Source organism: Leptolyngbya sp. FACHB-671 (assembly GCF_014695745.1).
Taxonomy (GTDB): Bacteria; Cyanobacteriota; Cyanobacteriia; order Elainellales; family Elainellaceae; genus JAAUTN01.
The window spans coordinates 1-25,477 of record NZ_JACJOV010000043.1 but is presented as its reverse complement, the minus strand read 5'-3'; the positions used below and the strand labels follow the sequence as shown (position 1 = coordinate 25,477).

The 25,477-nt window shown below is 48.5% G+C and carries 25 protein-coding genes and 1 pseudogene; 12 read left to right on the top strand and 14 right to left on the bottom strand.

The window, feature by feature from the left end; translation table 11 throughout:
• Nucleotide 1 precedes the first annotated feature (1 nt).
• The 10 genes from H6F93_RS02570 (at nt 2) to H6F93_RS02525 (ending at nt 7,266) form a co-directional block, all read left to right on the top strand.
• Nucleotides 2–571 (top strand): DUF981 family protein, encoded by a 570-nt coding sequence (locus H6F93_RS02570; RefSeq protein WP_190678977.1) that lies wholly within the window; start codon nt 2–4, stop codon nt 569–571.
• A gap of 50 nt (nt 572–621) precedes the next feature.
• The gene (locus tag H6F93_RS02565; protein ID WP_190678976.1) at nt 622–1,530 is read left to right on the top strand and encodes a dioxygenase family protein; all 909 of its coding nucleotides are present in this window, start codon (nt 622–624) and stop codon (nt 1,528–1,530) included.
• Complete coding sequence (locus H6F93_RS02560; protein WP_190678975.1) at nt 1,511–1,975, top strand: lipocalin-like domain-containing protein; 465 nt, start codon at nt 1,511–1,513, stop codon at nt 1,973–1,975. Before H6F93_RS02565 ends, H6F93_RS02560 begins: the two co-directional genes overlap by 20 nt.
• A gap of 55 nt (nt 1,976–2,030) precedes the next feature.
• A complete protein-coding gene (locus H6F93_RS02555; RefSeq protein ID WP_190678974.1) occupies nt 2,031–2,900 on the top strand; it encodes an alpha/beta fold hydrolase in 870 nt (289 codons plus the stop codon).
• A 129-nt stretch (nt 2,901–3,029) separates the two neighbouring features.
• Nucleotides 3,030–3,413, top strand: a complete 384-nt coding sequence (locus H6F93_RS02550) for a YciI family protein (protein ID WP_199313441.1) — start codon at nt 3,030–3,032, stop codon at nt 3,411–3,413.
• Nucleotides 3,414–3,565: 152 nt separating this feature from the next.
• Complete coding sequence (locus H6F93_RS02545; protein ID WP_190645752.1) at nt 3,566–4,561, top strand: alpha/beta hydrolase; 996 nt, start codon at nt 3,566–3,568, stop codon at nt 4,559–4,561.
• Between the two features lie 35 nt (nt 4,562–4,596).
• A complete protein-coding gene (locus tag H6F93_RS34505; RefSeq protein ID WP_190678973.1) occupies nt 4,597–4,908 on the top strand; it encodes a zinc-binding dehydrogenase in 312 nt (103 codons plus the stop codon).
• Nucleotides 4,909–4,912: 4 nt separating this feature from the next.
• Nucleotides 4,913–5,704: an SDR family oxidoreductase gene (locus H6F93_RS02535; RefSeq protein WP_190678972.1), complete on the top strand. Its 792-nt coding sequence runs from the start codon at nt 4,913–4,915 to the stop codon at nt 5,702–5,704.
• 74 nt (nt 5,705–5,778) lie between these two features.
• Nucleotides 5,779–6,426 (top strand): cysteine hydrolase family protein, encoded by a 648-nt coding sequence (locus H6F93_RS02530; protein ID WP_190645755.1) that lies wholly within the window; start codon nt 5,779–5,781, stop codon nt 6,424–6,426.
• Between the two features lie 123 nt (nt 6,427–6,549).
• On the top strand, nt 6,550–7,266 hold the full coding sequence (locus H6F93_RS02525) for an alpha/beta fold hydrolase (protein WP_190678970.1): 717 nt from the start codon (nt 6,550–6,552) through the stop codon (nt 7,264–7,266).
• A gap of 264 nt (nt 7,267–7,530) precedes the next feature.
• Here H6F93_RS02525 and H6F93_RS02520 read toward each other — a convergent pair whose 3' ends face one another.
• Both H6F93_RS02520 and H6F93_RS02515 read right to left on the bottom strand, forming a co-directional pair.
• Nucleotides 7,531–7,767, bottom strand: coding sequence for a response regulator transcription factor (locus tag H6F93_RS02520; RefSeq protein ID WP_190678968.1), 237 nt, complete (start codon nt 7,765–7,767; stop codon nt 7,531–7,533).
• Between the two features lie 516 nt (nt 7,768–8,283).
• Nucleotides 8,284–11,871 (bottom strand): WD40 domain-containing protein, encoded by a 3,588-nt coding sequence (locus H6F93_RS02515; protein WP_190678966.1) that lies wholly within the window; start codon nt 11,869–11,871, stop codon nt 8,284–8,286.
• Between the two features lie 390 nt (nt 11,872–12,261).
• On the opposite strand from H6F93_RS02515, the gene H6F93_RS02510 reads away from it, so the two are divergent.
• Nucleotides 12,262–14,793: a two-partner secretion domain-containing protein gene (locus tag H6F93_RS02510; RefSeq protein ID WP_190678964.1), complete on the top strand. Its 2,532-nt coding sequence runs from the start codon at nt 12,262–12,264 to the stop codon at nt 14,791–14,793.
• A gap of 56 nt (nt 14,794–14,849) precedes the next feature.
• Here H6F93_RS02510 and fabG read toward each other — a convergent pair whose 3' ends face one another.
• The 12 genes and pseudogenes from fabG to H6F93_RS02450 form a co-directional block, all read right to left on the bottom strand.
• The gene (gene fabG, locus H6F93_RS02505) at nt 14,850–15,545 is read right to left on the bottom strand and encodes a 3-oxoacyl-ACP reductase FabG (protein WP_190645760.1); all 696 of its coding nucleotides are present in this window, start codon (nt 15,543–15,545) and stop codon (nt 14,850–14,852) included.
• 198 nt (nt 15,546–15,743) lie between these two features.
• Complete coding sequence (locus H6F93_RS02500) at nt 15,744–16,028, bottom strand: hypothetical protein (RefSeq protein ID WP_190645761.1); 285 nt, start codon at nt 16,026–16,028, stop codon at nt 15,744–15,746.
• Nucleotides 16,029–16,127: 99 nt separating this feature from the next.
• Nucleotides 16,128–16,949, bottom strand: coding sequence for an alpha/beta fold hydrolase (locus H6F93_RS02495; RefSeq protein WP_190678962.1), 822 nt, complete (start codon nt 16,947–16,949; stop codon nt 16,128–16,130).
• 29 nt (nt 16,950–16,978) lie between these two features.
• A complete protein-coding gene (locus H6F93_RS02490; RefSeq protein ID WP_190678960.1) occupies nt 16,979–17,728 on the bottom strand; it encodes a glucose 1-dehydrogenase in 750 nt (249 codons plus the stop codon).
• A 97-nt stretch (nt 17,729–17,825) separates the two neighbouring features.
• Nucleotides 17,826–19,214: a mercuric reductase gene (locus H6F93_RS02485; RefSeq protein ID WP_190678958.1), complete on the bottom strand. Its 1,389-nt coding sequence runs from the start codon at nt 19,212–19,214 to the stop codon at nt 17,826–17,828.
• A gap of 63 nt (nt 19,215–19,277) precedes the next feature.
• Nucleotides 19,278–20,216 carry an alpha/beta fold hydrolase gene (locus H6F93_RS02480; RefSeq protein ID WP_190678956.1) on the bottom strand — a complete coding sequence of 313 codons (939 nt, stop codon included), beginning with the start codon at nt 20,214–20,216 and terminating at the stop codon, nt 19,278–19,280.
• 136 nt (nt 20,217–20,352) lie between these two features.
• Entirely contained in the window at nt 20,353–21,069 is a 717-nt protein-coding gene (locus H6F93_RS02475) for a dienelactone hydrolase family protein (RefSeq protein WP_190678954.1), read from the bottom strand.
• A 55-nt stretch (nt 21,070–21,124) separates the two neighbouring features.
• Nucleotides 21,125–21,619: a cupin domain-containing protein gene (locus H6F93_RS02470; RefSeq protein ID WP_190678952.1), complete on the bottom strand. Its 495-nt coding sequence runs from the start codon at nt 21,617–21,619 to the stop codon at nt 21,125–21,127.
• A gap of 84 nt (nt 21,620–21,703) precedes the next feature.
• A pseudogene (locus H6F93_RS35000) lies at nt 21,704–21,799 on the bottom strand (3-alpha domain-containing protein); the annotation flags it as partial.
• Nucleotides 21,800–21,982: 183 nt separating this feature from the next.
• A complete protein-coding gene (locus H6F93_RS02460) occupies nt 21,983–22,777 on the bottom strand; it encodes an endonuclease/exonuclease/phosphatase family protein (RefSeq protein WP_190678951.1) in 795 nt (264 codons plus the stop codon).
• Nucleotides 22,777–23,397 carry a hypothetical protein gene (locus tag H6F93_RS02455; protein WP_190678950.1) on the bottom strand — a complete coding sequence of 207 codons (621 nt, stop codon included), beginning with the start codon at nt 23,395–23,397 and terminating at the stop codon, nt 22,777–22,779. Before H6F93_RS02455 ends, H6F93_RS02460 begins: the two co-directional genes overlap by 1 nt.
• A gap of 90 nt (nt 23,398–23,487) precedes the next feature.
• The gene (locus H6F93_RS02450; protein ID WP_190678949.1) at nt 23,488–24,714 is read right to left on the bottom strand and encodes a saccharopine dehydrogenase family protein; all 1,227 of its coding nucleotides are present in this window, start codon (nt 24,712–24,714) and stop codon (nt 23,488–23,490) included.
• Between the two features lie 81 nt (nt 24,715–24,795).
• Here H6F93_RS02450 and H6F93_RS02445 point away from each other — a divergent pair, with 81 nt between their 5' ends.
• The gene (locus H6F93_RS02445; RefSeq protein ID WP_190678948.1) at nt 24,796–25,017 is read left to right on the top strand and encodes a hypothetical protein; all 222 of its coding nucleotides are present in this window, start codon (nt 24,796–24,798) and stop codon (nt 25,015–25,017) included.
• Nucleotides 25,018–25,477: the final 460 nt, after the last annotated feature.

Below are 25,477 nucleotides of genomic sequence, written 5' to 3'. Positions count from 1 at the left end.
AATGTTTATTGATTACATTTCACTCATGCTCATTAACCTGACGGCTGGGCTCGCTCTGTTGGCGGCCTATCTGTATTTTGGTCTAGGCAGCTCAAACCAAAGACGTTGGATTCCAGGCTTCGGCATCGTCGGGGCGATCGCGTTACTCACTGGTTTTCACATGACGTTGACCTGGCCCGTTCCTGGTAGCTTTAATATTGCCTTTGGTGAAACAACCGTTCTATTTGGCATTCTATTTGTCGGAACTGCCCTCACTCTTGCAATGGGCTGGGAATTGCTAACCCTGGGTATTTACGGTTTCTTTGCCGGGCTTGTATCCCTTCTCATTGGCGTTCGCATCATTAACTTGGAATTAACACAGATTTCTCTGCTGGCAGGAACTGGTTTTATTTTAGTTGGCTTAGGCGGAGTTTTTGCTGCACCAACTCTCTACATCAAAGAAACCCGGCTCTTGCGGACGATTGGAGGAACTGTGCTGATTGCAGCAGCTTTCGTCTTTGCTTACATTGGGTTAACTGCCTACTGGGTACATCTTGCCAACTTCTCCACATGGCAACCCCTACCGGGCTAGTCACCGTAAAACGACTATCAGTTGTGCTGCAAATGCAAAGGAGTTCAATCATGCAGAACATTACGCTTGATACCATTACTCAAGCTGTCATTGATCATGGCGATCGCGGTAAATCTCACCCACGATTGCATGAAATTTATACAAGCTTGGTTCGACATTTGCATGAGTTTGTGCGTGAAGTGAATCTGACTGAGCCAGAATTGCAACAAGGACGTAATTTTCTTAATCAGGCAAGTCATCACACTCAGGAGATTCCTATTGGAGAAATCCATCTGTTAACGGATCTACTCGGGATCTCAGAGTTGGTAGAATTGCTGCACGATGCCCATCGCGGTACAGAAGGCAATTTAGAAGGACCCTTGTATGTGCCGAATGCACCAGAACGGCAGATGGGCGATCGCCTGGGTATTGATGCAGAAGGAGACACACTTTTTCTATCAGGCAGGGTTTTAGACTTAGATGGTCAGCCAATCGCCAATGCTGTGATAGATGTCTGGCAACCCAATTCCAAGGGAGCGTATGACATTCAAGATCCATCTCAGCCACAGGGAAACTTTCGGGGACGTTTCACGACAGATGCCAGCGGTAAGTATAGGTTTGAGACGGTAGTGCCATTTGGTTACAAAGTACCCACCAGTGGTCCATCGGGTGAGTTGCTACGATTGCTAGGACGACATCCCTGGCGGGCGGCTCACATTCATTTCAAAGTCAGTGCCCCGAAGTATACTCCGCTAACATCCCAAATTTTTATTGCTGGCGATCCTCACCTAGATTCAGATACGACCTTTTCAGTGCGATCAGCGATCATTCAATTACACAAGCACGAAGCATCAGACGAAAAGGCGCACAATCAGAGTAAACCGTTTTACACGAACGAGTTTGATTTTGTATTGAGACCCATTACTCCAGCGGAAGACCATCAAGCAATGGCTAAACAGTATGACTACACCACCAAGTGAGAATAACCCGCTCATTGGTATGTGGAAGTTAATCTCTGCAACGGCTATTCATGCTAATGGAACGGCAACTCCAGATGTATATGGTACTCATCCCGTTGGTTACATTACGTATACATCAGATGGTCACATGATGGTGATGTTTGCTAGGAGCGATCGCTCACCACTGAGTCAAGAGGTTCAATCACCGCTGAGTCCCCAGATGCATGCTCTACCCGTAGAAGAGCTGGCTCAAGCATTCACGACCTTCAGTGCATACGCAGGAACATATACCTTGAGTGGAAACACAGTGACTCACCAGCTCGAAATTGCATCGATTCCTAATCGGGTGGGTACAGCGTTAGTTCGCACGTTTACTTTAAGTGAGAGTCAAGTGACGCTAAGAACGTCGCCGGTCTTAACTGATGGTGTTGAAACAGTCTTTGAGTTGGTGTGGGAACGCATTTAATTTTTTAATCCTCCACGCAAGCACTTCAACTTCACTATAAACAAGGAGTAATTTCATGACTACATATCGCACCGTTTCGATCGATGGTTTAGATATCTTCTACCGGGAAGCTGGCTCTCGTGATAATCCGACCATTCTGCTGCTGCACGGCTTTCCAACGTCCTCTCACATGTTCCGCAATCTGATCCCTGCGCTTGCGGATAAATTTCATCTCGTTGCACCCGACTATCCAGGCTACGGCAACAGTTCGATGCCAACCGTGGATGAATTTGACTATACGTTTGACCACCTGGCTGAGATCGTGGAGAAGTTTATTACTGCGATCGACCTTAAAAAATATAGTCTTTACGTGATGGATTATGGTGCTCCCATTGGTTATCGGATTGCTGCCAAATATCCAGAGCGGGTACAATCCCTGATTGTGCAGAACGGGAATGCTTACGAGGAAGGTCTGCGGGAGTTTTGGGACCCAATTAAGGCATATTGGCAAGATCGTTCTCCTGAGAATGCGGACAAGCTCAAATACCTTGTGACCCTGGATGCAACGAAATGGCAATATACCAACGGCGTTCGCAATCCTGAGGTGATTAGCCCGGATACCTGGACGATGGATCAACATTTCCTCGATCGCCCCGGAAACGCTGACATTCAATTAACACTGCTGTATAGCTATGGCACCAATCCACCACTTTATCCCCAATGGCAAGAGTACTTCCGCAAATATCAGCCACCCACTCTGATTGTCTGGGGCAAGAATGACTACATCTTCCCTGCCGAAGGTGCTTATCCCTACCAGCGCGATCTGAAAGACGTTGAGCTCCATTTACTCGATACCGGACATTTTGCCCTGGAAGAAGATGGGGATGCGATCGCAAAGCATATTACCCAATTCCTTGCATCACGACTCCAACCCGTTCCTGCCTGATAAGAGCAAAAAACGCTACTTTGATTTCTCTTCTCGTACCTTTGTAGCTGAAGAAGGCATCGCTGATCTAACGTGTGAATTTTGTAGGGGCATGGCAATGCCATGCCCCTACAGAGGGGATTGAGACCCATGAATCATACCCGTATTCAGCAATGCCTTGAAGCATATACCGTTCTTGACTTCACAAGTATTTCTAAACTCAAGGAAAGCAGAATGCAATTTTTAGTATTAGCGCGAGCTGCTGAAGGTGTGGCAATGGAACAAGTGCTGCCCTACGTCAAAGCTGAGGCAGAAATGGTGTGGCAACAATACTCTGCTGAGATTGTGCGCTCGGTCTACTACATCGCAGACATGAGTGGTGCTGTTCTCATGTGTGAAGCTCCAACTTTAGAGGTGATGCAAGAGATTGCTACACAGTTCCCAATGGCACAGGCAGGAGTTTTAAAGTTTGAGGTTCTTCCATTAAAACCATACCTTGGACTGGGATCGTTGTTCGCTAAATCCCAGCCATGAAAATGCAGTTTAAGGAAATTTGCAAACTCTCACGTTGCTATCGCTTAAGCATTGTCTACAATCATTGCTCATCAACAAATACTGTTAAGTCATTCAGTTGAACGTGCCACTTCAACAGATTGTTCACTATTTATCAACAAAAGGAGAACGTCATGGTTGCTCAAGTAAATTCACAAGCGGTGAAAATTTTGGAAGTTGCAGATGATCCACGTCTTTCCCAGGGAACGAAGGAATTTTTGAAGGGGCTGAACTCAGCAGGTGTCGCGTTAGAGAAATTAACTCCACTCGAAGCGCGTCAAGTCCTCGTGGATGCACAGGCTTCTGTTAACGTAGACCTTTCAGGCATTGAAGAGTCTGAGAAGACGATTACCGCTGACGGTTATTCGATTACACTCAATATCGTCCGACCTGAAGGAGTCAAAGGCATATTGCCGGTTTTCATGTTTATTCATGGTGGCGGTTGGGTGTTAGGCGATTATCCAACGCATAAGCGCATGGTTCGTGATCTGGTTGTGCTTTCAGGGTTTTCGGGGGTTTTTGTCAACTACACTCGCACGCCAGATGCTCAATATCCACAAGCGATTAATGAGATTTATGCTGCGACCAAATGGGTTGCCGAGCACGGTGAGGAAATTGGAGTTGATGGCAAAAATCTGGCGATCGTGGGAAACAGCGTCGGCGGCAACATGTCAACAGTAACGACATTGATGGCGAAAGAAAAGGGAGGTCCGCACATTAAGCTGCAAATTTTGATGTGGCCGATTGTGGACGCTAATTTTGAAACGGATTCGTATCACCAATTTGGTGACAAACGGTTCCTGTCCACACCTTTGATGAAGTGGATGTATGACATGTACATCGCTGACCCAGAAAAGCGCAAAGACATCTATGCTTCTCCCTTACAAGCTACGGTTGAGCAGCTCAAAGGTTTGCCTCCAGCATTAATTCAAATTGCCGAAAGCGATATTTTGCACGATGAAGGCGAAGCGTATGGACGCAAGCTAGATGAAGCTGGAGTACCTGTGACAACTGTGCGCTACAACGGTATGATTCATGACTTCGGATTGCTTAACGGTTTAGCAGAGCTTCCATCAGTCCGTTCTCTTTTTGTCCAAGCCGCTGCTGAACTGAAGAAATATCTGCAATAGGAAGCGGTGAGGCGGTGAGACGGTGAACCAGAACAGTGATTGGAGTCTCCGCGTCCCCCCCTCTCCGCGTCATCTTCGTTGTTTCTACCTCTAAGCAAGATCTCACCCTATTTCATACCAAAGGACTCACTCTGCATCTGGTTTATCGGCTCATTCCCATACTCTATGGAGTGGGGCGATCGCGGCAGGGAGAGATTCTGACCCAAGTGGCTCAACTGGTGGATGCAGGACAGGTACACCCCTTGTTGGATACCAAAGTATTCAATTTTTCTGAAGTGGCTCAGGCACACCAACGGGCTGAATCCGGTCAGGCGTTGGGCAAAGTTGTACTCCAACGAGAAGCTTAGACTCATGACAGCAATCCAGATTGATCCTAATGAGTTATCTCACAAGAGAGTGCTGGTAACAGGCGGAACCAAAGGTATGGGAGAAGCGATCGTCACTCGTCTGAGGCAAGCGGGTGCAAAAGTCATGACAACCGCTCGCTCAAAGCCTGACGAATTGCAATCACCGGACTTGTTCATTCAGGCTGACATCAGCACGTCTGACGGTGTGGAAAAAGTGACCAAGGAAGTGTTCGCTCATCTCGGCAGTGTAGACATCTTGATTAATAATGTGGGTGGTTCTTCAGCACCCACGGGTGGCGCACTTGCCCTCAGTGATGAAGATTGGCAGCAGACATTCAACGCCAATTTGTTTGCTGCTGTTCGATTAGATCGGGCGTTTCTGCCCCACATGCTAGAACAAGGTTCAGGCGTCATCATTCATATCTCCTCTATCCAACGCACCCTACCGCTTTTTGCAACCTTGCCATTAGCTGCGGCAAAAGCAGCGTTAACCAACTACAGCAAAGGACTTTCCAAAGAAGTTGCCCCGAAAGGCGTGCGAGTGAATACGGTGGCTCCCGGGTACATCGAGACATCGGCTACCACAAGACGGATTGAGAAATTAGCTGCAAATGCAGGAACAGATTTTGAGACTGCAAGACTTGGGCTGATGAAGTTACTCGGAGGAATTCCAATGGGTCGTCCGGGTCGCCCTGAAGAAGTTGCTGAACTGGTTGCTTTCCTGGTATCCGATCGCGCTTCTTACATCAACGGGTCTGAGTTTGTCATTGACGGTGGAACCATTCCAACAGTGTGAGATATCGAACGGCGAGGGTTAAGTTCTTGCATTCAGGAAAAAATTATGAATATTAACAGGCAAGGAGAAAAAACATGAACATCAACAAAAACGACACCGCAGTAGTTGTCATTGATCCACAAAACGATGTCTTAGATGGAGAAGGTGTCTCCTGGGATTTGGTGGGTGATAGTGTAAAGGAAAATCAGACCATCGAAAACATCGAGCGGATCTTCAAAGCTGCTAAGCAGAATGAATTTGAAGTATTTATCTCCCCCCATTATTATTACCCCACAGATTATGGCTGGAAATTTGCCGGAACCGTGGAGCGCATGATGCTGGAGTCCAGGGAATTCGATCGCAAGGGTGCGTTGAGCCTTGACGGTTTCTTGGGGTCGGGTGCTGATTGGCTTGATCGCTATAAGCCCTTCATTGAGGATGGCAAAACCATTGTGGTTAGCCCTCACAAAGCCTATGGACCACAGAGCAACGATCTCGTTCTACAACTGCGTAAGCGCAACATCAGTAAAGTCATTCTCCTGGGAATGTTGGCAAATATTTGTGTTGAAGCGCACTTGCGTGACTTGATTGAGCAAGGTTTTGAAGTACTTGTCGTCAAGGATGCAACTGCTGCTCCGCGACACCCAGAGCTAGGCGATGGCTATAAAGCAGCACTGATCAACTTTGGATATATCGCCAATCAAGTTCTGTCTACAGACGAGGTTGTAGCAGTAATGGCATAACACCAAACGCAGCTAGCTAGTTATCTCACCAGTTTCAAGTTAATTGTGCGGGCAACAAAGCCCATTTTAAGGATTTCAGTAATTCAATAGGAACAAAGCATTCACCCAGAAGGAGTAACCCTTATGTCTAAAGATAAACCGTCGATCGTTCTTGTTCATGGTGCCTGGGCTGACGCTACATCATGGCAACACATCATTCCGCTTTTACAACAGGCTGGCTATACCGTGACTGCTGTGCAAAATCCTCTTACCTCTCTGCCAGACGACGTTGCCACAACCAAACGCGTGATTGATGCCCAAGAGGAACCCGTCGTAGCGGTCGGTCACTCCTATGGCGGAGCCGTAATTACAGGGGCAGCGGATGGCAACCCACAAGTGAAAGCACTGGTTTATATCGCTGGTTGGGCATTGGGTCCGGGCGAAAGTGTTGGTCAATTAATTGGCAAATTTCCGCCACCGCCGCTTGCCACAGCAATTGTTGCGGATACAGCCGGATTTCTCTACATTGATCGTGAGAAGTTTCACGAAGTCTTTGCCAAAGACGTGTCACCAGTTGAGGCGCGAGTGTTGGCAGTAACGCAAAAACCTCCTGCCAGTCTAGCCTTTGGACAATCATTAGACAGCGCAGCTTGGAAAACAATTCCCTCATGGTATCTGGTGTCCCAGGAAGACCAGGCTATTAACCCTGAGCTTCAGCGATTTATGGCAGACCGGATTGGTGCTAAAACAACTGAAATCAAAGCCAGCCATGTGGCCTATATCTCCCAACCCAGAGAGGTTGCCAACTTAATTATTGAAGCAGCAACCTCTGCTGTGACAGCAAGTGTTTCTGTGCAGTAATCCCTATTTAATCACAGTGACATTTGCCGATTCGCGACAGCGACAGTCTCTGCTTACCTCCAGCAATAGTACTGTCATATCGACGATATATGAGTTTCATAGGGGCATGGCAATGCCATGCCCCTACAGAGGGAATTGAGTCCGTAAATCATACCCGCATTTAGCAACGCCCTTTTAATCTTCTACAGTTCTTACCCCGTCCGCTTACAGCGTTTGAAACAAGCGTGAGTGTGTTCTGAAGGGAGAACCCGCAACTTTTATCTCTTAAATTAACCCCTGACGCAAAGCGATCACAGCAGCCTGTACACGATGACCAACTCCAAGTTTATTGAAGATGCTACGTACATGAGTCTTTACAGTGTGCTGGCTCAGATATAGATGGGCTGCAATTTCAAGATTACTTTGACCTTCAACCATGAGTTTCAAAACTTCCAATTCACGAGCTGAAAGTCCGTGAACAGGCGTTGAATAAGTTGATGAGTAATGTTCTACTCTTTGCATGGGAACCTCTTACAAAACTTGATGTTGATCAATGCAACTACCCGCGATCGCCTAGCGCTTTCCCCAGTAATCCAAGCTGATTTTCAGAGGGTGAGGAAGATAGTGGCAGAAAGGAAAAAATTACTCACTACACTGAAGTACTATGAGGTTTCCCCTTTTCTACAATCCTTTGCATAGTCATAATTTAGGGAATAAACCCAAATTTGTCATCAATGCAGAGTCTATATTTGAAGTAACAAAATGATCAATCGTCAGGCAGCCTGTAGCATTGGGGTTACATCAAACTTAAGGTTAGAGCTACATCAAACCTAAGTTCGTATAGTACGAATGATACTGAAATGAGCTGTCTCACCAAGATAGATTAATAGTAAGGTAAAAAAGCTTAAAATTTTGCACCTAATTGTCCTCACAGTGCAGCATTCGTTGAATCAGGCGATCGCCTGCCACGGCAAGCAGTGAACCGATGAAAGTAGAATACATTTCTCTCTTACCCAATCTGAGGACTAACAGATTGGATCAGTATTCGACTGCTCCTAATGCCCTCAATGTGGCTTGTTGCGCGGCGGTCAACCCATGAACACCCCAAATATTCATCCCTTCATAGAGGCGATCGGCTCTCAGCGTTCTGATGCAATGTCCTGTTTTTACATCCCATAGCTTAATAGTCTCATCATGACTGCCGCTAGCAATCACCTGACCATTGGGGCTAAAGCTGATGGAGTAGACTGCTCCTGTGTGACCCTGTAAGACTTTGAGGCATTCACCGCTTTGCAAATTCCATAAGCGAATCGAAGCGTCCCAACTGCTGCTTGCTAGAGTTTGACCATCCGGGCTGAAGTTAACTGAGCAGACCCAACCGGTGTGTCCCTGAAAGGTCTTAAGACACTCACCACTGTGGCTATTCCATAGCCTGATAGCCGCATCAAAATGCCCAGTGACTAATGTTTGATCATTGGAGCTAAAGCGGGCAGACCAAACTCCACTGGGAGTTTGCAATACCTTGCGGCACTGACCGTTTTGTACATTCCACAGACGCACCGTGCGATCGCTGCCGCCACTCACTAAAGACTGACCATCAGAGCTGAAGCCAACTGTCCAAACCCAAGCCGAATGACCTCGCAACACATTGCGGCACTGACCACTTTGCACATCCCACAACCGCACTGTAGTATCTTGGCTGCTGCTTGCGATCGTCTGACTATCCGGACTGAAATTGACGCAGAGAACCCAGGATGTGTGACCGTGAAATACTCTTAAACACCGCCCCTTTTGCATACTCCACAACCGCACAGTTTGATCTGTGCTGCCGCTGACTAAAGACTGACCATCGGAACTCAAACTGACAGAGTGAATCCAACCTGCATGACCCTGAAATTCCCTCAAACACTCACTTTTTTGCACATTCCACAAACGAATGGAGTGGTCTGTACTGCCACTGATTAAAGACTGACCATTCGGAGTGAAGTGAATGGAGCGGACTCCAGATGAGTTTCCCCGTAAGACTTTGAGGCACTGACCCCGCTGCACGTTCCATAAACGAATCGAGAAATCGTAGCTGCCGCTGGCAAGAGTCTGACCATCCGGGCTGAAGTTGACCGATCGAATTGCCTGGCTATGACCATGCAGCATCTTGAGGCACTGACCGTCTTCCACATTCCATAGACGAATCGAAGAATCAAAGCTACCGCTGGCGATCGTTCGACCATCAGGGCTAAAGCTAATGGATTGGATAACACCTGTGTGACCCTGCAGTACTTTAAAACATTGACCGCTCTCCACATTCCAAAGGTGAATGGCTGCATCATCGCCACCACCTGCGACCGTTTGACCATCTGCGTTGAAATGGACTGAGCGAATTCCACCCGCTTGTCCCTGCAAGGTCTTGAAACACTCACCGTTCTGCACATTCCAAAGGCGAATGGTTGCATCATTACTGCCGCTGGCAAGAGTCTGACCATCAGGGCTAAAGCTGATCGACCAAACCCGGCCCGTATGTCCTTCTAATGTTTTAAGACATTGCCTGGATGCCACATCCCAGAGGCGAATGGTAGAGTCCTCATCACCACTAGCTAACGTTTGACCATCAGGGCTAAAGCTGATGGAGAATACAGAATTCCTGTGCCCTTCCAGTTCTCTGAGGCATTGACCGGATGCGACATTCCACAAACGAATGGTGAAGTCTTCACCACCACTAGCAAGCATCTCGCCATCGGGGCTAAAGCTGACGGATAAGATCCAACTCTGATGTCCTTGCAGCGTCAACAGTTGCTTTCCGTCTGCCACCTGCCAGAAACTTATTTTTCCATCGACACCACCTGTTGCCAATTGTTTACCATCTGGAGTGAAAGCGACTGAATCAATCCCACTTAAGGTTTGAGTAAACACAGAGGTTGCCAAGTCAGCATTGCAAAAATTGACCCCTGCCAAGTTGACCTGCCGTAAGTCAGCCTGCCACACTGCTAACTCTGAAAAGTCATAGCCACATAAATCACTTTGCAAATGCACCAGCAAGTTGAGCAGGTTTCCCGCGACATAGTGTGACTGGGGTGATTGCTGCTGGTGCTTCAGCATGACTTTCAACTGTTGCTCGATCGCTTGAGAGCTACCAAACTGGATCAGCAGTTGCTCAGCAATTGGCTCTATAATCAGTCGCTTTTGCATCTCTCGAACATAATCTTTTGCTTGTGCTCTGATCAGGGCATGAGTTCGGAGTCGCTGTGGTGTTTGATTAGTAATTTCTTGAGAAACGCACTGAACCAACTGATGGGTGGCATACTCCAGCACGACAGGCTGAAGAAAGAAGTACTCACCTTCCTTTTCAATTAGCGATCGCCGCAATAATAACTGTATTGCATCTAGCAGTCTGCTTCTGGAGATTGTGGGGATAACATCCTGACTTAATTCAGCTAGCGAGACGGGCTCCCGATTAATCGCTAACTCAAAAATCATTTCCTGCTCAATGTCAGAGAGGCGATCGAACTGGCGTTTGAGCAAGTCGCGAATGTCATCAAAAACGGCAAACCCCTGCTGCACACACTTTAATACTTCAACGATTCTGCCATTAAACAATTCTTGAGTTGTGGCTGCCACCAGTCTCAACGCTAAAGGGTTGCCGCCATAGTGTGCTACTAATCGCTCCCACTCATGCTCCGTGCCAGTGAATTCTCCTTTGTGGCGAAACAGTTCTTGTCCAGCTTCTACATCTAGTCCCTTGAGCGACAGCGAAGCGCAAGTGCGACGAGAAGACGTTCGACCTGATTGTCCCTTTCCTTCAAGTGGCACAATTTCTCTAGGCTTCTCGCGGCTGGTGAGCAGAAAGCAACTCTGGTGAACGACTTCTCCAACCTCCTTGAACAGTTGACCGTATCCTTCACAGCCTGCTCGGTACTGTCCCATCTGCCAGGTTGTACTCAAGATAGCTTCGGCATTGTCCAGGATCAGCAAACAGCGACGAGAGCGCAGTCCCTCCATCAGCTTCAGCAGTTTTCCGTCCAGGCTAGCGGGTACAGCGATATCCTTTCCCTGAACTTGCAGCAGAATGGGCAGCACGCTCTCTAACCACTCCTCAAAGGGCGGGGCATTTTGTAGCGATCGCCACACCACAACCTCAAACTCAGCTTCAATTTGCTCCACCAGCTTGGCAGCAAGCGTACTTTTGCCCATCCCACCAATGCCCAGTAGCAGGACAAGGCGGCAATGTTCCTCTAAGATCCACCGCTTGAGACACAGGAGTTCTTCATCACGTCCGCACAATAGAGATGTGTCGATGATGTTACCCCAATCTCGCTGATACTTCTCTCCTTGAACAACAGACTCGATCGCTGCACCAGGTCGAGTATAGTCATCCTTGTTGAGCTTCAGCCCAAAGGCTCGAAAGGCACGCTGCAAAGACTGTTCATCAACGGGGGCTGAGCGTCTAAACACTTTAGAAATTGTGGTTAAAGACAGATCCATGCGTTCACTGAGTTCTTCTTGAGTGAAGCGCTCCCCAGCATTCTCATTCAACTCAGCCTCAGTTTTGGCAGCTTGAAGCCTTTCCCATCCTTGCATGGTCAGGACGGCTCCCCGGTAGGATCTAGTCTTTTGCGGTGGTGTCAGAGTCATCTAAAACGCGCATGGAGTTTAAGCAGAATATAAATGCTCAACTTAGAACACTGTTATAAAAACTTTATTAAGATGCAGCAATTTATGTCAGGCTCATACAGGGTGTTTGACAAGTTCTAGAGTGCGATTCAGCAGCACACCCCCAAGTTAGGGATTAACCTAATTAACTTAACTGGTAAAAACCGAAGAAATGTTAAAGAATGAGCATTGCTGACTGAATACATGAATTGCGTAGGGGTGTTTCGTGCAACATCTCTACTAAAAGAATCTACATTCGCGTCTTGTGTCTGTGTTCAGCGATACCGAAGAATGCCGCACAACTACAGCAAACGGAGGTGTGAAAGGGAAAAGTTTTTGTGCTGAACGATCGAATGCTGGAGACAAGACCGGATGAGCAAGTGGTGTCTAAATGTAGGGGTTTTGCTGGGTAGTGCCTTAGGAGTATTGGTTTGTTCTCAACCGATCGCCGCCCAAGTGATCCCAGATAATACGCTGCCTGCGGGGGAGCGATCGCAAATCACAGGCGATGCCAATGCTCAAATTGATGGTGGAGCAAGGCGAGGGGGCAATCTGTTCCACAGCTTCAGCCAGTTTTCAATTCCTACTGGCGGGTCTGCCTACTTCAACAATGCGGCTGATGTGCAGAACATCTTCAGCCGGGTTACAGGTGACTCAGTCTCGGAGATTGATGGCTTGATTCGAGCTAATGGCACAGCAAATCTGTTTTTGCTCAACCCCAATGGCATTCTGTTTGGACCTAATGCATCACTCAATATTGGGGGTTCCTTTATTGCCAGCACTGCCGACAGCATTAACTTTGCCGATCAATTTCAATACAGTGCCACAAATCCTCAAACAGCACCACTGTTGACCGTTAGTGTTCCGGTTGGCTTGCAGATGGGAGCAAATCCAGGACAAATTGAAGTGCAGGGGAATGGATACGATTTATCTGTTTCACCCCCTCTTGCTTCCCCTCGTATTGTCAGAAGCGTTAATCCAGAGGGGTTGCGAGTGCCAATTGGGCAGTCCCTCGTCTTAATTGGAGGAGGTATAAACATTAATGGTGGTGTCCTGACAGCGGAGCAAGGACGAGTTGAGTTAGGAAGCGTGCGTACTGGACAAGTCAGTTTTGATGATGGCTTGGTCTTGAGCTACTCAGGAGTGAAAGATTTTGACAATATTCATTTATCTCAACAGGCGTTAGCTGACGCAAGTGGGGGTGGCTCAATTCAGGTGCAAGGGCAGCAAGTCTCGCTAACAGGTGGCTCACTGCTATTTGTTGAAAACCAAGGGACTCAAGCAGGAGGGAGCATCAGCGTGAATGCTGTCCAGGCTCTAGAACTAGCTGGAACCAGCCCAAATGGTGGAATACGAGGTGGACTAGATAGCCAAAGTGTGGGCGTTAGAAGTGGGGCAGATATTACAGTTTCAACTCGGCAGTTAACTCTTCGAAATGGGGCACAGATTGCTGCGATTTCCTTCAGTTCTGGTAGATCAGGCGATGTAACTACGCGAGCCTCTGATTCAATACAAGTCATCGGAGTTTCATCCATTAATCCTTCTATAGTTAGCGGCATCGGCAGTAGTGTTTTTAGCTCTGGAGCGGCAGGAGATGTTGCTGTATCAACACGGCAACTAACACTCCTCGATGGAGGAAGCATATCATCACTAACGTATGGAAGTGGTCGTGGCGGAGATGTAAAAGTAAATGCTCTTGACTTCATAAGACTGATTGGACAGAGCAGCCTTTCCGTTCCAGGTAGTATAACTGCTGTTACTCTGGGTACCGGAGATGCAGGTCAAGTCATCGTCAACGCTGGAAGACTAGTAATTCAGAATGGAGGAGCTGTTGCGTCTTCAACCCTAGCAACTGGCCGCGCAGGCAGTCTCACAATCAATGCCAGAGAATCTGTGGAAGTTAGTGGTCGCCCCGTAGGTCCTGGTCTTCCAAGTTATGTGGGTTCGGCTGCCTCTATTGTGCCTGAATCCCAACAGCAAGCTTTCGGACTGCCCGACAGACCTAGTGGAAGTTCGGGCGATCTAACCATTAACACGCCCCGTTTAAGCATCAGTAATGGTGCGATCGTCACTGTCAACAACGAAGGAACTGGAAACGCTGGCACATTGCGGGTGAACGCCAACTCCATTTCTCTAGATCGTGGCGGTACGATTACTGCGGCTACTACATCCGGTGAAGGGGGAAATCTTGACCTGAATGTGCAAGATGTCTTGCTGCTACGAAACAACAGTCAAATTACGACCTCAGCGGGTGGCAATGGCAACGGCGGCAACATTCGGCTTGATGCAGGTGCGATCGCTGCCGTGCCCCCTGAAAATAGCGACATTAGCGCCGATTCTATCAACGCTCGTGGTGGCAATATCCTGGTTAATGCTTCTGGCATCTTTGGTATCCAGCCTCGCCCACAAGATACGCCTTTAAGCGACATCACCGCAACCGGTGCAACTTCCGCCTTGAGTGGGGCGATCGATGTCACGACCATAGGCGCAGACCCGACTGCTGGATTATTGTCCTTGTCTACAGGTTTAGAGGACTCATCTCAGTTAATTGTCCACGGCTGTTTTGCTGACGAGGGCAACTCCTTCATTATCAGCGGTCGCGGAGGCTTGCCTCCCACGCCAGAACAGCAGCTTGACGAGGATGTAAGATGGAGCGATCGGCGGCGACTGGTCGTGACTGGAGGGGGAGGACACAGGGACACGGAAACGCGGAGGCGCGGAGAATCTGTCGCAACCTCTCCCCGCGTCTCTGCGTCTCCTTCTCCTTCCCTCACTCCTACCTCAATTACCGAAGCTACTGAATGGCAGGTCAGTTCTGCTGGAGAGATCATTCTGGTTGCTAACCCACCTAGCCCTGTCAGGCAGAATTCACTGAGTTATCTGACCGTCTGCCCGGAGAACTAAGGAACGGCAACAACATCGTTTCTGATTCATCGCGCATGTCTAATCTCTAACCCTCACTAGGCACTGCCATAAACTGGAACTGCTGCCCCTCGGACATCTTGCGCTGCTTCAGATGCCAGAAAGCAAATGACTTGAGCTAACGATTCGGGCTTAACCCATGTGTGCGCATTTTCAGCTCCCATCGCAGCTCGGTTGGTCGGTGTATCGATGATGCTAGGTAGAACAACGTTGGCAGTAACATTTGTGCCTTTCGTTTCATCTGCGATCGCCTTAGTCAGAGCAACCACTCCTGCTTTTGAAGCACCGTAGGCGGCGAGTTGTCCGCTGGGTTCTACTGCACCTCTTGATCCGACTGTTACGATCCGTCCATAGTTCTGTTCCAGCATTCGTCGGAGGCTGTGCTTGCAGACTAAGAAGGTTGAGTTGAGGTTTAAATTAAAGTCTCGTTGCCAGTCGGCAAATGGATACTCATGAGTTTTGCCCATTGCAAAGCCACCAACGAGATGAATTAAGATATCCACTTTGGGCATGTTGTTCACCAAGCGTTCTACGGACCGCTCATCTTGAAGATCAGCAGAGACACCAGTGATGCGAGTTATGTCATCAGCAGGCAACGATGCTTTTAGGCGAGCGAGATCTTGAACCCGACGGTATGGAATTGTTAGGTTAGCCCCTTGTGCTAACACAACCGGCGTTACACCCAAACCAAGTCCACCTGTTGCGCCTGTTAACAAAACATGTTTCCCTTTCATGTAATATCACCTTATATTGATTCAGTCATAGATCAGTTGCAGTAATGCCTTCTAACGCTAATCTGTAGCCGATTCTTTCAATGATTAAGCATTTGAGTTGTTGGGTGAGCGCAACGCTCGTGTAGCGTAAGTTCAGTAAAAGGGAGGTGGAGCTTGACCTCCCTCTACCTCACGCAGATGGAGAATGCTGTAACATCCTTATTTGATTTCAGCCGGATCAAATTCTGTAACTCGCCCAAGCCGTGCTGCTAGAAACACATCGTAGGTTGCACAATAGGCGATCGTGACATCGTTGGCTTGGTTGTAGAGATGGACAACCGTACCTGCTCCTCCCGGTTGAAGTGCGATCGGTCTTAAATCTCCAAAGAAAAGACGACGAATCGTATCACCGCTGCCTAATTCATCTCTCAGTTTTCGCAGTAGAGCCAATTTCTTCTCAAGATCTTGAGGGGTTGGATCGGCTGGATTTGTGGCTTGGCTCATGATCAAAGTTCTCCAATGATGTTTACAACGTACATAACTACGGCTCGATATCCGCAGGCTCATTCACTGATTGCAGAATTAAGCTGCATTCAGACTTCTCTACTGTGCGATCGCAGCATGCTCAATGATCTCGGCAACGGCATCTGGATGGGAAATCATCACGACATGTGACGCGCCATCTACAGCGACCGTCTCCCTTGAGTTAGCACGCTCCGCCATGAAAGATAGTGCTGCTGCGGGAATATTTAAGTCGCGATCGCCATAGATAAACCAGGACGGGATAGACTTCCATGCAGGCTCACCAGAAGGTTCGTTCAGTGCGGCTTCCGTGATCGGACGCTGAGTGCTTGCCATCAGTTGCGCGTCGCTGGCGGGCACGTCGGCGGCAAACTGTGCGTGGAACTTGTCCTGTTGAATGTAGAGGTCTTTCCCGCCATCCGGCAATACAATGGGCGGTGCGAGTGTCGGTCCGAGTGTGCTTCCCGGAAAACGTCCTGAGAGTTCGATGGCAGTCTCACCGGTATCAGGAGCAAAGCCAGCAACGTAGACTAGTGCTTTCACGTTGCTGTTATCATTCACCGCATTGGTGATCACTGCGCCTCCATAGGAGTGCCCAACCAGTACAATGGGACCTTCGATATTCTGAAGGACGCTAGCGACATAATCTGCGTCACTCCTGACTCCGCGCAGGGGATTGGCGACCGCAACTGTCGGATAACCTTTTGGAATCAGCTCGGACAATACGCCATTCCAACCGGAAGAGTCAGCGAACGCACCATGAACGAGAACAATAGTGGGCTTGCTATCTTGTGCGCTAGCAGGATTCATATTGGCTCCTAGAGAAGTGATCACAAGGGTTCCGACAAAGAGTATGACGATTAGAAGTAGACGGATGCTGTGCTTGAGGGTGAGTCTATTCATGTTGTAATCTCCCTTTCTGTTAGGACGCTTTAAATCTGTGCCATACCACCGTCAACAAACAGCTCAATACCGTTGACAAAGCTGCTGTCGTCTGAGGCGAGAAAAACAACAGCTTTGGCAATCTCATCAGGTGTGCCGACTCGTCCTAAGGGAATGGTGACAACTTGGCTATCCACGAATTCTTGTACTTGTTCACCGCTCAGTCCCAAATGATTATAGGCAGGAGTTGGAACTACGCCAGGGCTGATAGCATTCACCCGAATCTTGCGCCCTTTAAGGTCGAGTGTCCAATTGCGGGCAAACGATCGCACAGCAGCTTTGGTCGCGCTATAAACGCTAAAGGCTGGAGTGCCAACGGTAGAAGCCGTCGAGGCAGTCAGAATGATAGAAGCACCCTCTGGCAATAGTGGTAGTGCCTTCTGCACGGTGAATAGCAGACCTTTGACGTTAGTGTTGAACGTTTTATCAAACTCTTCTTCGGTGATGGCTTCAAGTGGGGCGACTCCACCACCGCCAGCATTGGCGAAGAGTATATCGAGGTGTCCTTGCTCCTGCTCGATTGTGGCAAACAGGCGATCGAGGTCTGTCAGATTGGAGACATCGCTTTGAACACCCGTGACATTTTTACCAATCTCTTTAACGGCAGCATCGAGTTCAGTTGGGCGACGACCTGTGATGAAGACATAAGCACCTTCAGCGACAAAACGCTTGGCAGTCGCAAGACCAATGCCACTCGTACCACCTGTAACAAGAGCGACTTTTCCTTCTAGTTTGTTCATGGTGAATCCTAAAGTTGTTGAGTTTGAAAGAACCGTCTGCACGGGTCACGAAAACATGAGAACGTACCCTTGTGAAGTGCCTGCAATGGCTGCCTTCTTACACCTTTGAAAACAGGATATTTAACCCCTCAGTCATTGTGGGATGAGTCAAAATTCCATCGCGCAGAACGGTATAGGGCATCTGCGCTTGCATCACCATTTGCACGGTCGAAATCACTTCACCCGCTGCATGACAAAACAGGGTGCAACCGAGAATCCGACCTGTTTCAGTATCCACGATCGCCTTCATCAGTCCAGTGGTTTGACCCTCTGTTACTGCTCGCATAATGTTTGAGGCATTCAACTTTGCCACTCGGATGGCATACCCTTGTTGTCGTGCTTGGGTTTCGGTCAGACCTACCTGAGCCAGTTCTGGCTCGATGAATAGGCTGGAGGGAACCACCCGATCGCTCGTGCTGCGGTTGCTGCCATCAATCAGATTCGCTTTGACAATCCGATAATCGTCCAGCGCCACATGGGTATATTGCGGTCCCCCATTGATATCGCCTAACGCCCAGATATTCGGTACGTTTGTCTCCAGGCGATCGTTAACTGGAATGAATCCGCGTGCATCGGTTGCCACACCCGCAGCAGCCAGGTTTAAGCTATCAGTGGTGGGCGCACGACCGACCGCAATGAGCAGATGTGACCCTTCGAGACTTACCTGGCGATCGCCAACTTGAATCTGAAGTTGAGTAGCATTGCCAGTGCGATCGACTTTCAACACCTTCGCCTTCAACAAGAAGTCAATGCCGTCTCGCTCTAACAGCGTTTGCACGGCGATCGCAATATCTGGATCGTGCTGTGACAGGATTTGCCCACTTTGCCCAATCACAGTGACGCGAGAGCCAAAACGCCGAAACATCTGGGCAAACTCCAACCCAATGTAGCCACTTCCCAGCACGATCAGATGTTCTGGTAATTGTTCTAGCTCCATGATCGATTCGCTGGTCAAAAACCCAGCTTCTTTGAGTCCCGGCACCGATGGAATCAGCGGTCGCGTACCTGTATTGATAAACAATCGTTCTGCGGTGAGTAAGCGAGTTGTTCCCTCATCGGTTGCCACTTCAATTGTTTTAGGTGCCACAAAGCGAGCCGTGCCAATAATCAGATTGTCTCCCAATGCAGTGTTCAATATGTTGAGATTGATGGGTCGCAAAGACTGCACGACCGAGCGCTTGCGCTGAATCACTGCCGCCATATCAACTGTGGGCGGTGCCGTGTGAATGCCATAGGCTGCACTGTTTCGCACCGTATTTGCTGTCGCTGCACTTGCCACCATCGTTTTGCTGGGAATGCAGGCAATATTAGGACACGAGCCCCCAATCATGGTTAAGCTGCGTTCCACCAGAGCAGTTTTGCGTCCGTCTGCGACGAGTGCGGGTGCCAGGGTTTTACCGGCTTTGCCACCACCGATAATAATGTCATCGTAGTGTTGTGTGTCCATTTATATCTCCTTTGAGTGGGAGGAATGTCTTTAACTAGTTTTGGCGGGCGATCGCATAAATCGTTAAGCAGCAGCAACTTCCAAAACAGAAGCTTCAACCTGTTTCAGATATTTCTCAAACCATTTCACGGCAGTTGTGCTGGCAATCTCAAAGCCCTGTCCCTGGAAACCGTCGAAGTGTCCACCCTTCAAGATGGTGAAAGACTTCGGCTCCATTGCACGCGCATAGACAGCAGCGGTTAAATCAGGAGATGCTAGAAAATCCTTCTCGCCTGTAATTAGACATAGCGGAGTGGGAAAGATCGCCTCAAGGTGAGGAACGGGTTCGTAATAGAGACAGTGTTCGATCGATTCAAAGGTAATACGATTCTCCCATCTTCCTTCACTGGCGTTTTTCGCGGATTCAACCCAGGTGTATGCATCGGGTGTCGGCAGGAAGCTCGGTTGTCCGGGTGGAGCAACCAGGGGAAAGTAACTCACTTCCCCGGTTTGATACCGTTTGACTCGGTCTTGTGAAAGCAACGTTGTCAGTCCATCGAGTTCAAGGGGTGAAGTCAGGCGACGGGAGTTGAGAAACGCATTCACCGTAGGCATCTGTGCCACAACAGCTTTGACGCGCCGATCGAATGCTGCCAGATGCAGCACATGACCACCGCTATAGGAGAAGCCCCAAACACCGATGCGTTCAGGGTCAACTTCCCTTTGGAGTTGGGTCCAGGTGATAGCATTGCGATAATCCTCGTGCTGCTCAGCAGGCAGCATTTGTCCACGAGGCTCTCCCTCACTGGCACCCATGTAGCGGTAATCGAACAGCGTGACGACAAACCCAGCTTGAGCAAAGCGCTCAGCAAACTGGGGCAAACCCATTTCTTTAGTCAAGCCAATGCCATGCGCCATAACAATCGCAGGACAACGCTGACCAGATGCGGCTTTATCTGGAGTGTAAAAGGTGACGGAACACTTTAACCCTTTACTGTCAAAACTGGTGTTTCTTTTTGGCACAGATACTTACCTTCTTATTTCTGGAATACGCCCAATAATGGCGCTGATTAGACAGGAATGGATTGCAGTCCCGATTTGAGAAATTAACGGATGTAGTTTGCGATCGCGAAGCGCAGATTGCATCACTAATAGGCTCTTACACGTTGACCCCATTGCGTAAATGCTGTTTTAAGAACGCCAACGTGCGATCGCCCGCTAATTCTGCGGCTTCTTTGCGGTAAGCAGAACTATTGATGCGACTAAACCCGTGGCTCACGCCTTCATAGCGGTAGATTGTGACTAGAGGATTGTCTTTCAGCCCTTGCTGAATAGTGGTTTGAGCGCTTGGTGACACATATTCATCATTTGCAGCCATGTGCAAGATCAACGGTTTCTGAATCTTTGTCGCCTCTGCTAAATTTTGGTCAATCTCAACACCGTAGTAACTGACATTGGCCTCGGCATCGCTACGAGTTGCCATAAAATATGCCAGTTTGCCGCCCAAACAAAAGCCTACACTGCCGACCTTACCGGTGCTGCTAGGATACTGCCTTAGAAAAGACAGACTCGCCTTCAGATCTTCTACACCACTATCTATATCAAACGCTTTGAGTAACTCAAAAGCTTGAGCCCAATGATCCTGCTTCTCAGGGTCGAGTTGTATACCGGGGTTTAGCCGCCAATACAGATCTGGCACGAGCACCAAATAGCCTTCTCTGGCATAAGCATCAGCAGTCTGCCGCATATTATCATTGACCCCAAGAATTTCTTGAATCAGCACAATTCCCGCATGTGGCTGAGTATCGGGTATTGCTAGATAGGCGCTAAAACTGCCTCCAGAAAAGGCTGAAATGGTTACATTTTGAGTTGTCATTATGTCTTTTACAGAGATATATACTTATTGCATCAAACTGTTGTCGAGCCAGTAACTAAGCTTGCTCAGGAGGTGGGGGAATAATCTCGATGCCATACTTAGGCGCAGTGGTGAGGATTTTATCTAAATCTTCAGGACTCAAGGGTGAGGCAGATGTAATTTGACCATTCACCGCCTTTCCAACTTCGGCAATAAATTTCTCAAACCCTGCGGGTGTCACCCAAACCAGCATTTTGGCAGGTACAGCGGTAGTGTTGGTAAATCGATGAAGCTGACCTTTGGGCGAATGGAGGAAGGTTCCTGCTGTTGCAACAAGGGTACGCTCGTCAAGCTGAAATTCAATCTCTCCCTCTTGCACATAGAACGATTCATTTTCCCGGTTGTGCCGATGGGGAGGAGTACCCCCTTGAGGTGCAACAACAACCTCACAAAGCGCATAAGCTTCACCTGTATCTTCACCAACTGCCTTGAAAATATAGAGGTCTTGACCAAACCAGTACGAATGCCCTTGACCTTGTTCAACTAAAAGTCCATCTCGGTTGATTGTCATTGTTGGCTCCAAGGAAACAAGTTGTTGATTCGTAAGTTAGTGTTAGTGATGGTGTACAGGAATGTTGCAATCTCGATCGCACACTCAATTTAGAGAACACCCCGCTACCGTTGGAATATAGTCACGCCAACTTTTGGGTAAGGCTTCAAGTTGAGCAGCGCGGTGAAGTAACTCTGGGTTGTCTTCTTCACTACGACCTCAATTTAGGGGACTAAATCAAATTTGTAGTCCATTCAGGGTCTATAGTTTAGGCAACATATTGATCAATAGTCAGCTAATCTGAGGTATTAGTTTGGATCAAACTTAAGTTCAGGTTGGATCAACCTTTTCCTCCATTAGTTCAACGCTGGTTCATGCGTTGAACTAATGGAGGATTTCCAAATCAGCCATGATACCGAAATGGTCAGAAGGATAAAGAGTACGACTGTTAGAAGCGGGTTGATCCAAAATTAGTTGGCAATTCTTGACCCGCAGATGATGATTCACAAAAATGTAATCCAAGGTACCTCGCCAAGGACGAAGTGTGCGATTGAAGCGCAAATTACGGAAAGCGTGCCACAGCACTTTCTGCCAATTGCGTCGCACCAGGGGAGTAGGGCAGGTATAGACTGGCTCCTGACCATGGTGTGCGGCATAAGCAGACGTGAACTGTTGCCGCATAAGGGCGATCGCTGAGGTTTCTGGAGTTCCGTTAAAGTCTCCGACTGCAACAACAGGTAGTTCTGGTGGAAGCTGTCCTAGCCAATCTAAAATCTGCTGCACTTGAATATCCCGACCCGGATGAGAACCGGGGTACCAGTAATAATGTCCATTGCAGAGGACAAAGGGTTGCCCATCCACCACAACCTGAACATACTGGGCAACACGGTTCTGCCCTTCTAACACGAGCATTTCCTGTTGGACGAACGGATAACGGCTAAGAATTGCGATTCCTTCAGATAGAGAATTCTCTTCATGGTTGGCTTTAGGAACGAAATACACGTAGGGCATATCCAGTTCTTCTGCAAGCCAGGCTCCTGTATCTTCCGGTAATGTGACGACCTCCTGCAAAGCAATTAAATCAGCATTCTGTGCAGCCAGTCCTTTGACCAGTAGGTCCCGTCGCTGTGTCCATTCTTCTAGGTCAAATAAGATGTTGATTGTTGCAACTTTAACCATCAACGAACATTGAGCTTGTTACTTGATACATTATCAGTTTGAGGCGTGTACACAGTTCTCCATGCTTCGACTGTTTCCTGCCCAATTTCGCTGTCGATTGTTTCCCCGCTTTCCGTCACCAGTCGAATGCTGACATTGCCCTGTGGCGCGGTTTGCAATGCTTGAGCTAACTCACTACTAACTGGAAAGGTGCTGTTTTGTCCTGAAACTTGAAACACCTGATCATTAATTCTGATAAACAGCTCAGTGATATTCCGGGCGTTGTTAAACTCTGAACAGCCTAAGTCAGACGAGAGACCATAGTGGAAGGGTTGGCTCAAACAATCGCGATCGCGAGTCACCAACAGGAACCGCACCGACTCTGGACTCCAAAGGCTCTGTACCTCAATTCGGGTAGTCGTGTTGAGAAACCTGCCGTAGAAATAGTTGCGGTCAAACACGCCAACAAAGTTACCCTCAAAGGGATCATTAATCTGAACAGGCTCAGACCAGGGTAAACTCCTGCTAGTTCCTAGTGCCGCTGAGTCAACGCTACGAAGATCAGTGGCAGCCTCTACAGATATAGCGCTGGTTGCCAAAATGCCCAGTGTTCCCAAGCAAATCATTACCCGCCTAACCATAACTTCCTCGGATTGACGCGACCTCTTCGACGATAACACAAGGGCTTGAAGACGGTTGATGATAGCAACTGGCGAAGCAATCACTAGCAACTAGGACAATGGACTCACAGCTACGGTCATTCCAGCGCGACGTAACCGTTCTGCCAAAACATCACCTAGCCCGGTTGCTGGAGTGAGAACTCCTCCCCGCATCCGACCACCTGGTATTTCATCGGGTTGGAGCGCCAGACTCAATGCCGATTCAGAAACAAACTTGACCGTCGCTCGATTTCCAGGATCGCCCTGATCTCGAATCAGTCCTCGCACCTTATGTCCATCTATAGCAGTGCCCACCAACTCACAAGAGAACCAGCCTGCATTCATCGTTTGCTCAGAAGGTCCGCTACCGGGTTGAGGCAGAATAGGTTGCAGAAGCGATCGCATCTGCGGTTGTTGCAAACCTGCAACAAACAGAGCGAGTCCCGCAGTAACACCAGTTGCCTTTAGCCACGATAGGGGTTCATCAAGCTTGAGATATTCCTGATAGCTGAAGTCAGGACCATAGGGTTCTTGCCATTCCTGGTACAGTGCACCACTGCGGCGGACAACACGAGTATTCACAAGTCCCATGAAAAAGGGAGCAACCCAGGTATTAAGGTCTGCATCAAAGGATGGTGTTTGTGGGTCACGGTTGCGATCAATTTCGGCTTGAGTATGAGATGTGGAGGGAGACAGCAGGAAGGGGTCACTCATCTGAGCTGCCCCTGGTGAATCAAAGAGATTAAACGCCGATGCTAATGTGCCACCGTTAAAGCCACCAATTGCTTGAAAATAGGCACTCACCTGTTTGCAAGGCACACCCAACTCTCGTTGCAGGTGACGAACGACGAGGTAAGTGCCGAGATCAGATGGGACAGAATCAAAGCCACAACAGGGAATGATGCGTGTGCCATCGGCGGCTGCCTGAGTCTGATAGCGATCGATTAACGTTTTGACCCAAGGCGTTTCTCCCGTAATGTCTACGTAATGAGTCCTAAACCGAACGCAAGCAGCAACAAGGGCATTGCCACAGAGAGCAAAGGGTCCGGCAGTAGTGAGCAGTACTCGGGTTTGAGAGGCGATCGCATCAATTGCCTGCTGATCTTGACTGTCAGCAACTAGCACATCCACCCCTACCCCTACCTGATCTCGAACAGCCTCTAATTTCTGGCGGTTTCGTCCAGCGATCGCCCATCGCACCTGTTCAGCAGAGGCATGACGGGCAAAGTACTGCACGGTCTGCTTCCCAACAAAACCTGTGGCACCGTAAAGGACTACATCATAAACACGATCAGACATGGAGGTGCTCCTGGTAGCTATACCTGCAACTTTAACTTTGAAGGTTTTTAAAGAGATTTTGGGAGACCATTAGAAGTAACTTTGGGGACTGTCGAAGCGACCTTAGAGGGGTGTGAAACGACTCTGGAGGCATTTGAAGTGGCTTCAGGGGTATTTGAAGTGACTTCGGAAGCATTTGAAATGACTTCAGAAGCATTTGAAGTGATTTTAGAGGCATCTGCATCAACTTCAGAGGTATTTGAAGCGGCTTTGAAAGCATTTGCATTAGCTTCGGAGGCATTTGAAGTCATCTTGGAAGCCTGAGTTATACCAATTCTTCAAATTTGGACTACACATAGGTACTCTTGTAGGGGCATTTCGCGAAACGCCCCTACCCAATCTGTTGCTCTACTTTAGGGACTTGGTATTAAAGGAGGAATTTACGGAGGAAAAAGCGATCGCCGTTAAAGCTTTCATCAAATTACAAAGATCTACGGATCTCGCGTTTTAAGGGGCAGGGCTAGAGTGAACTCACCATAAGGTATTTAACTAGCCCCACAGATTGCTTCATCTAACGGGAGTGCAACAAATGGCACGGCTGGAGTGAGCCTGTAGGGAAGGCAGAGGGGCTGTATCAGATACCCGATCTGTTTGTAGAGTAGCGGCATCTATAGATACTGTGCATGTAGGTTGAAGTCAAGCAGGTTGAGGAGTTATGTCAGTTTGGGGTCAAAGGGCTTCTGCGAATGCAAGACCCCGAAGACCCAACGAATGACCTTGTGCA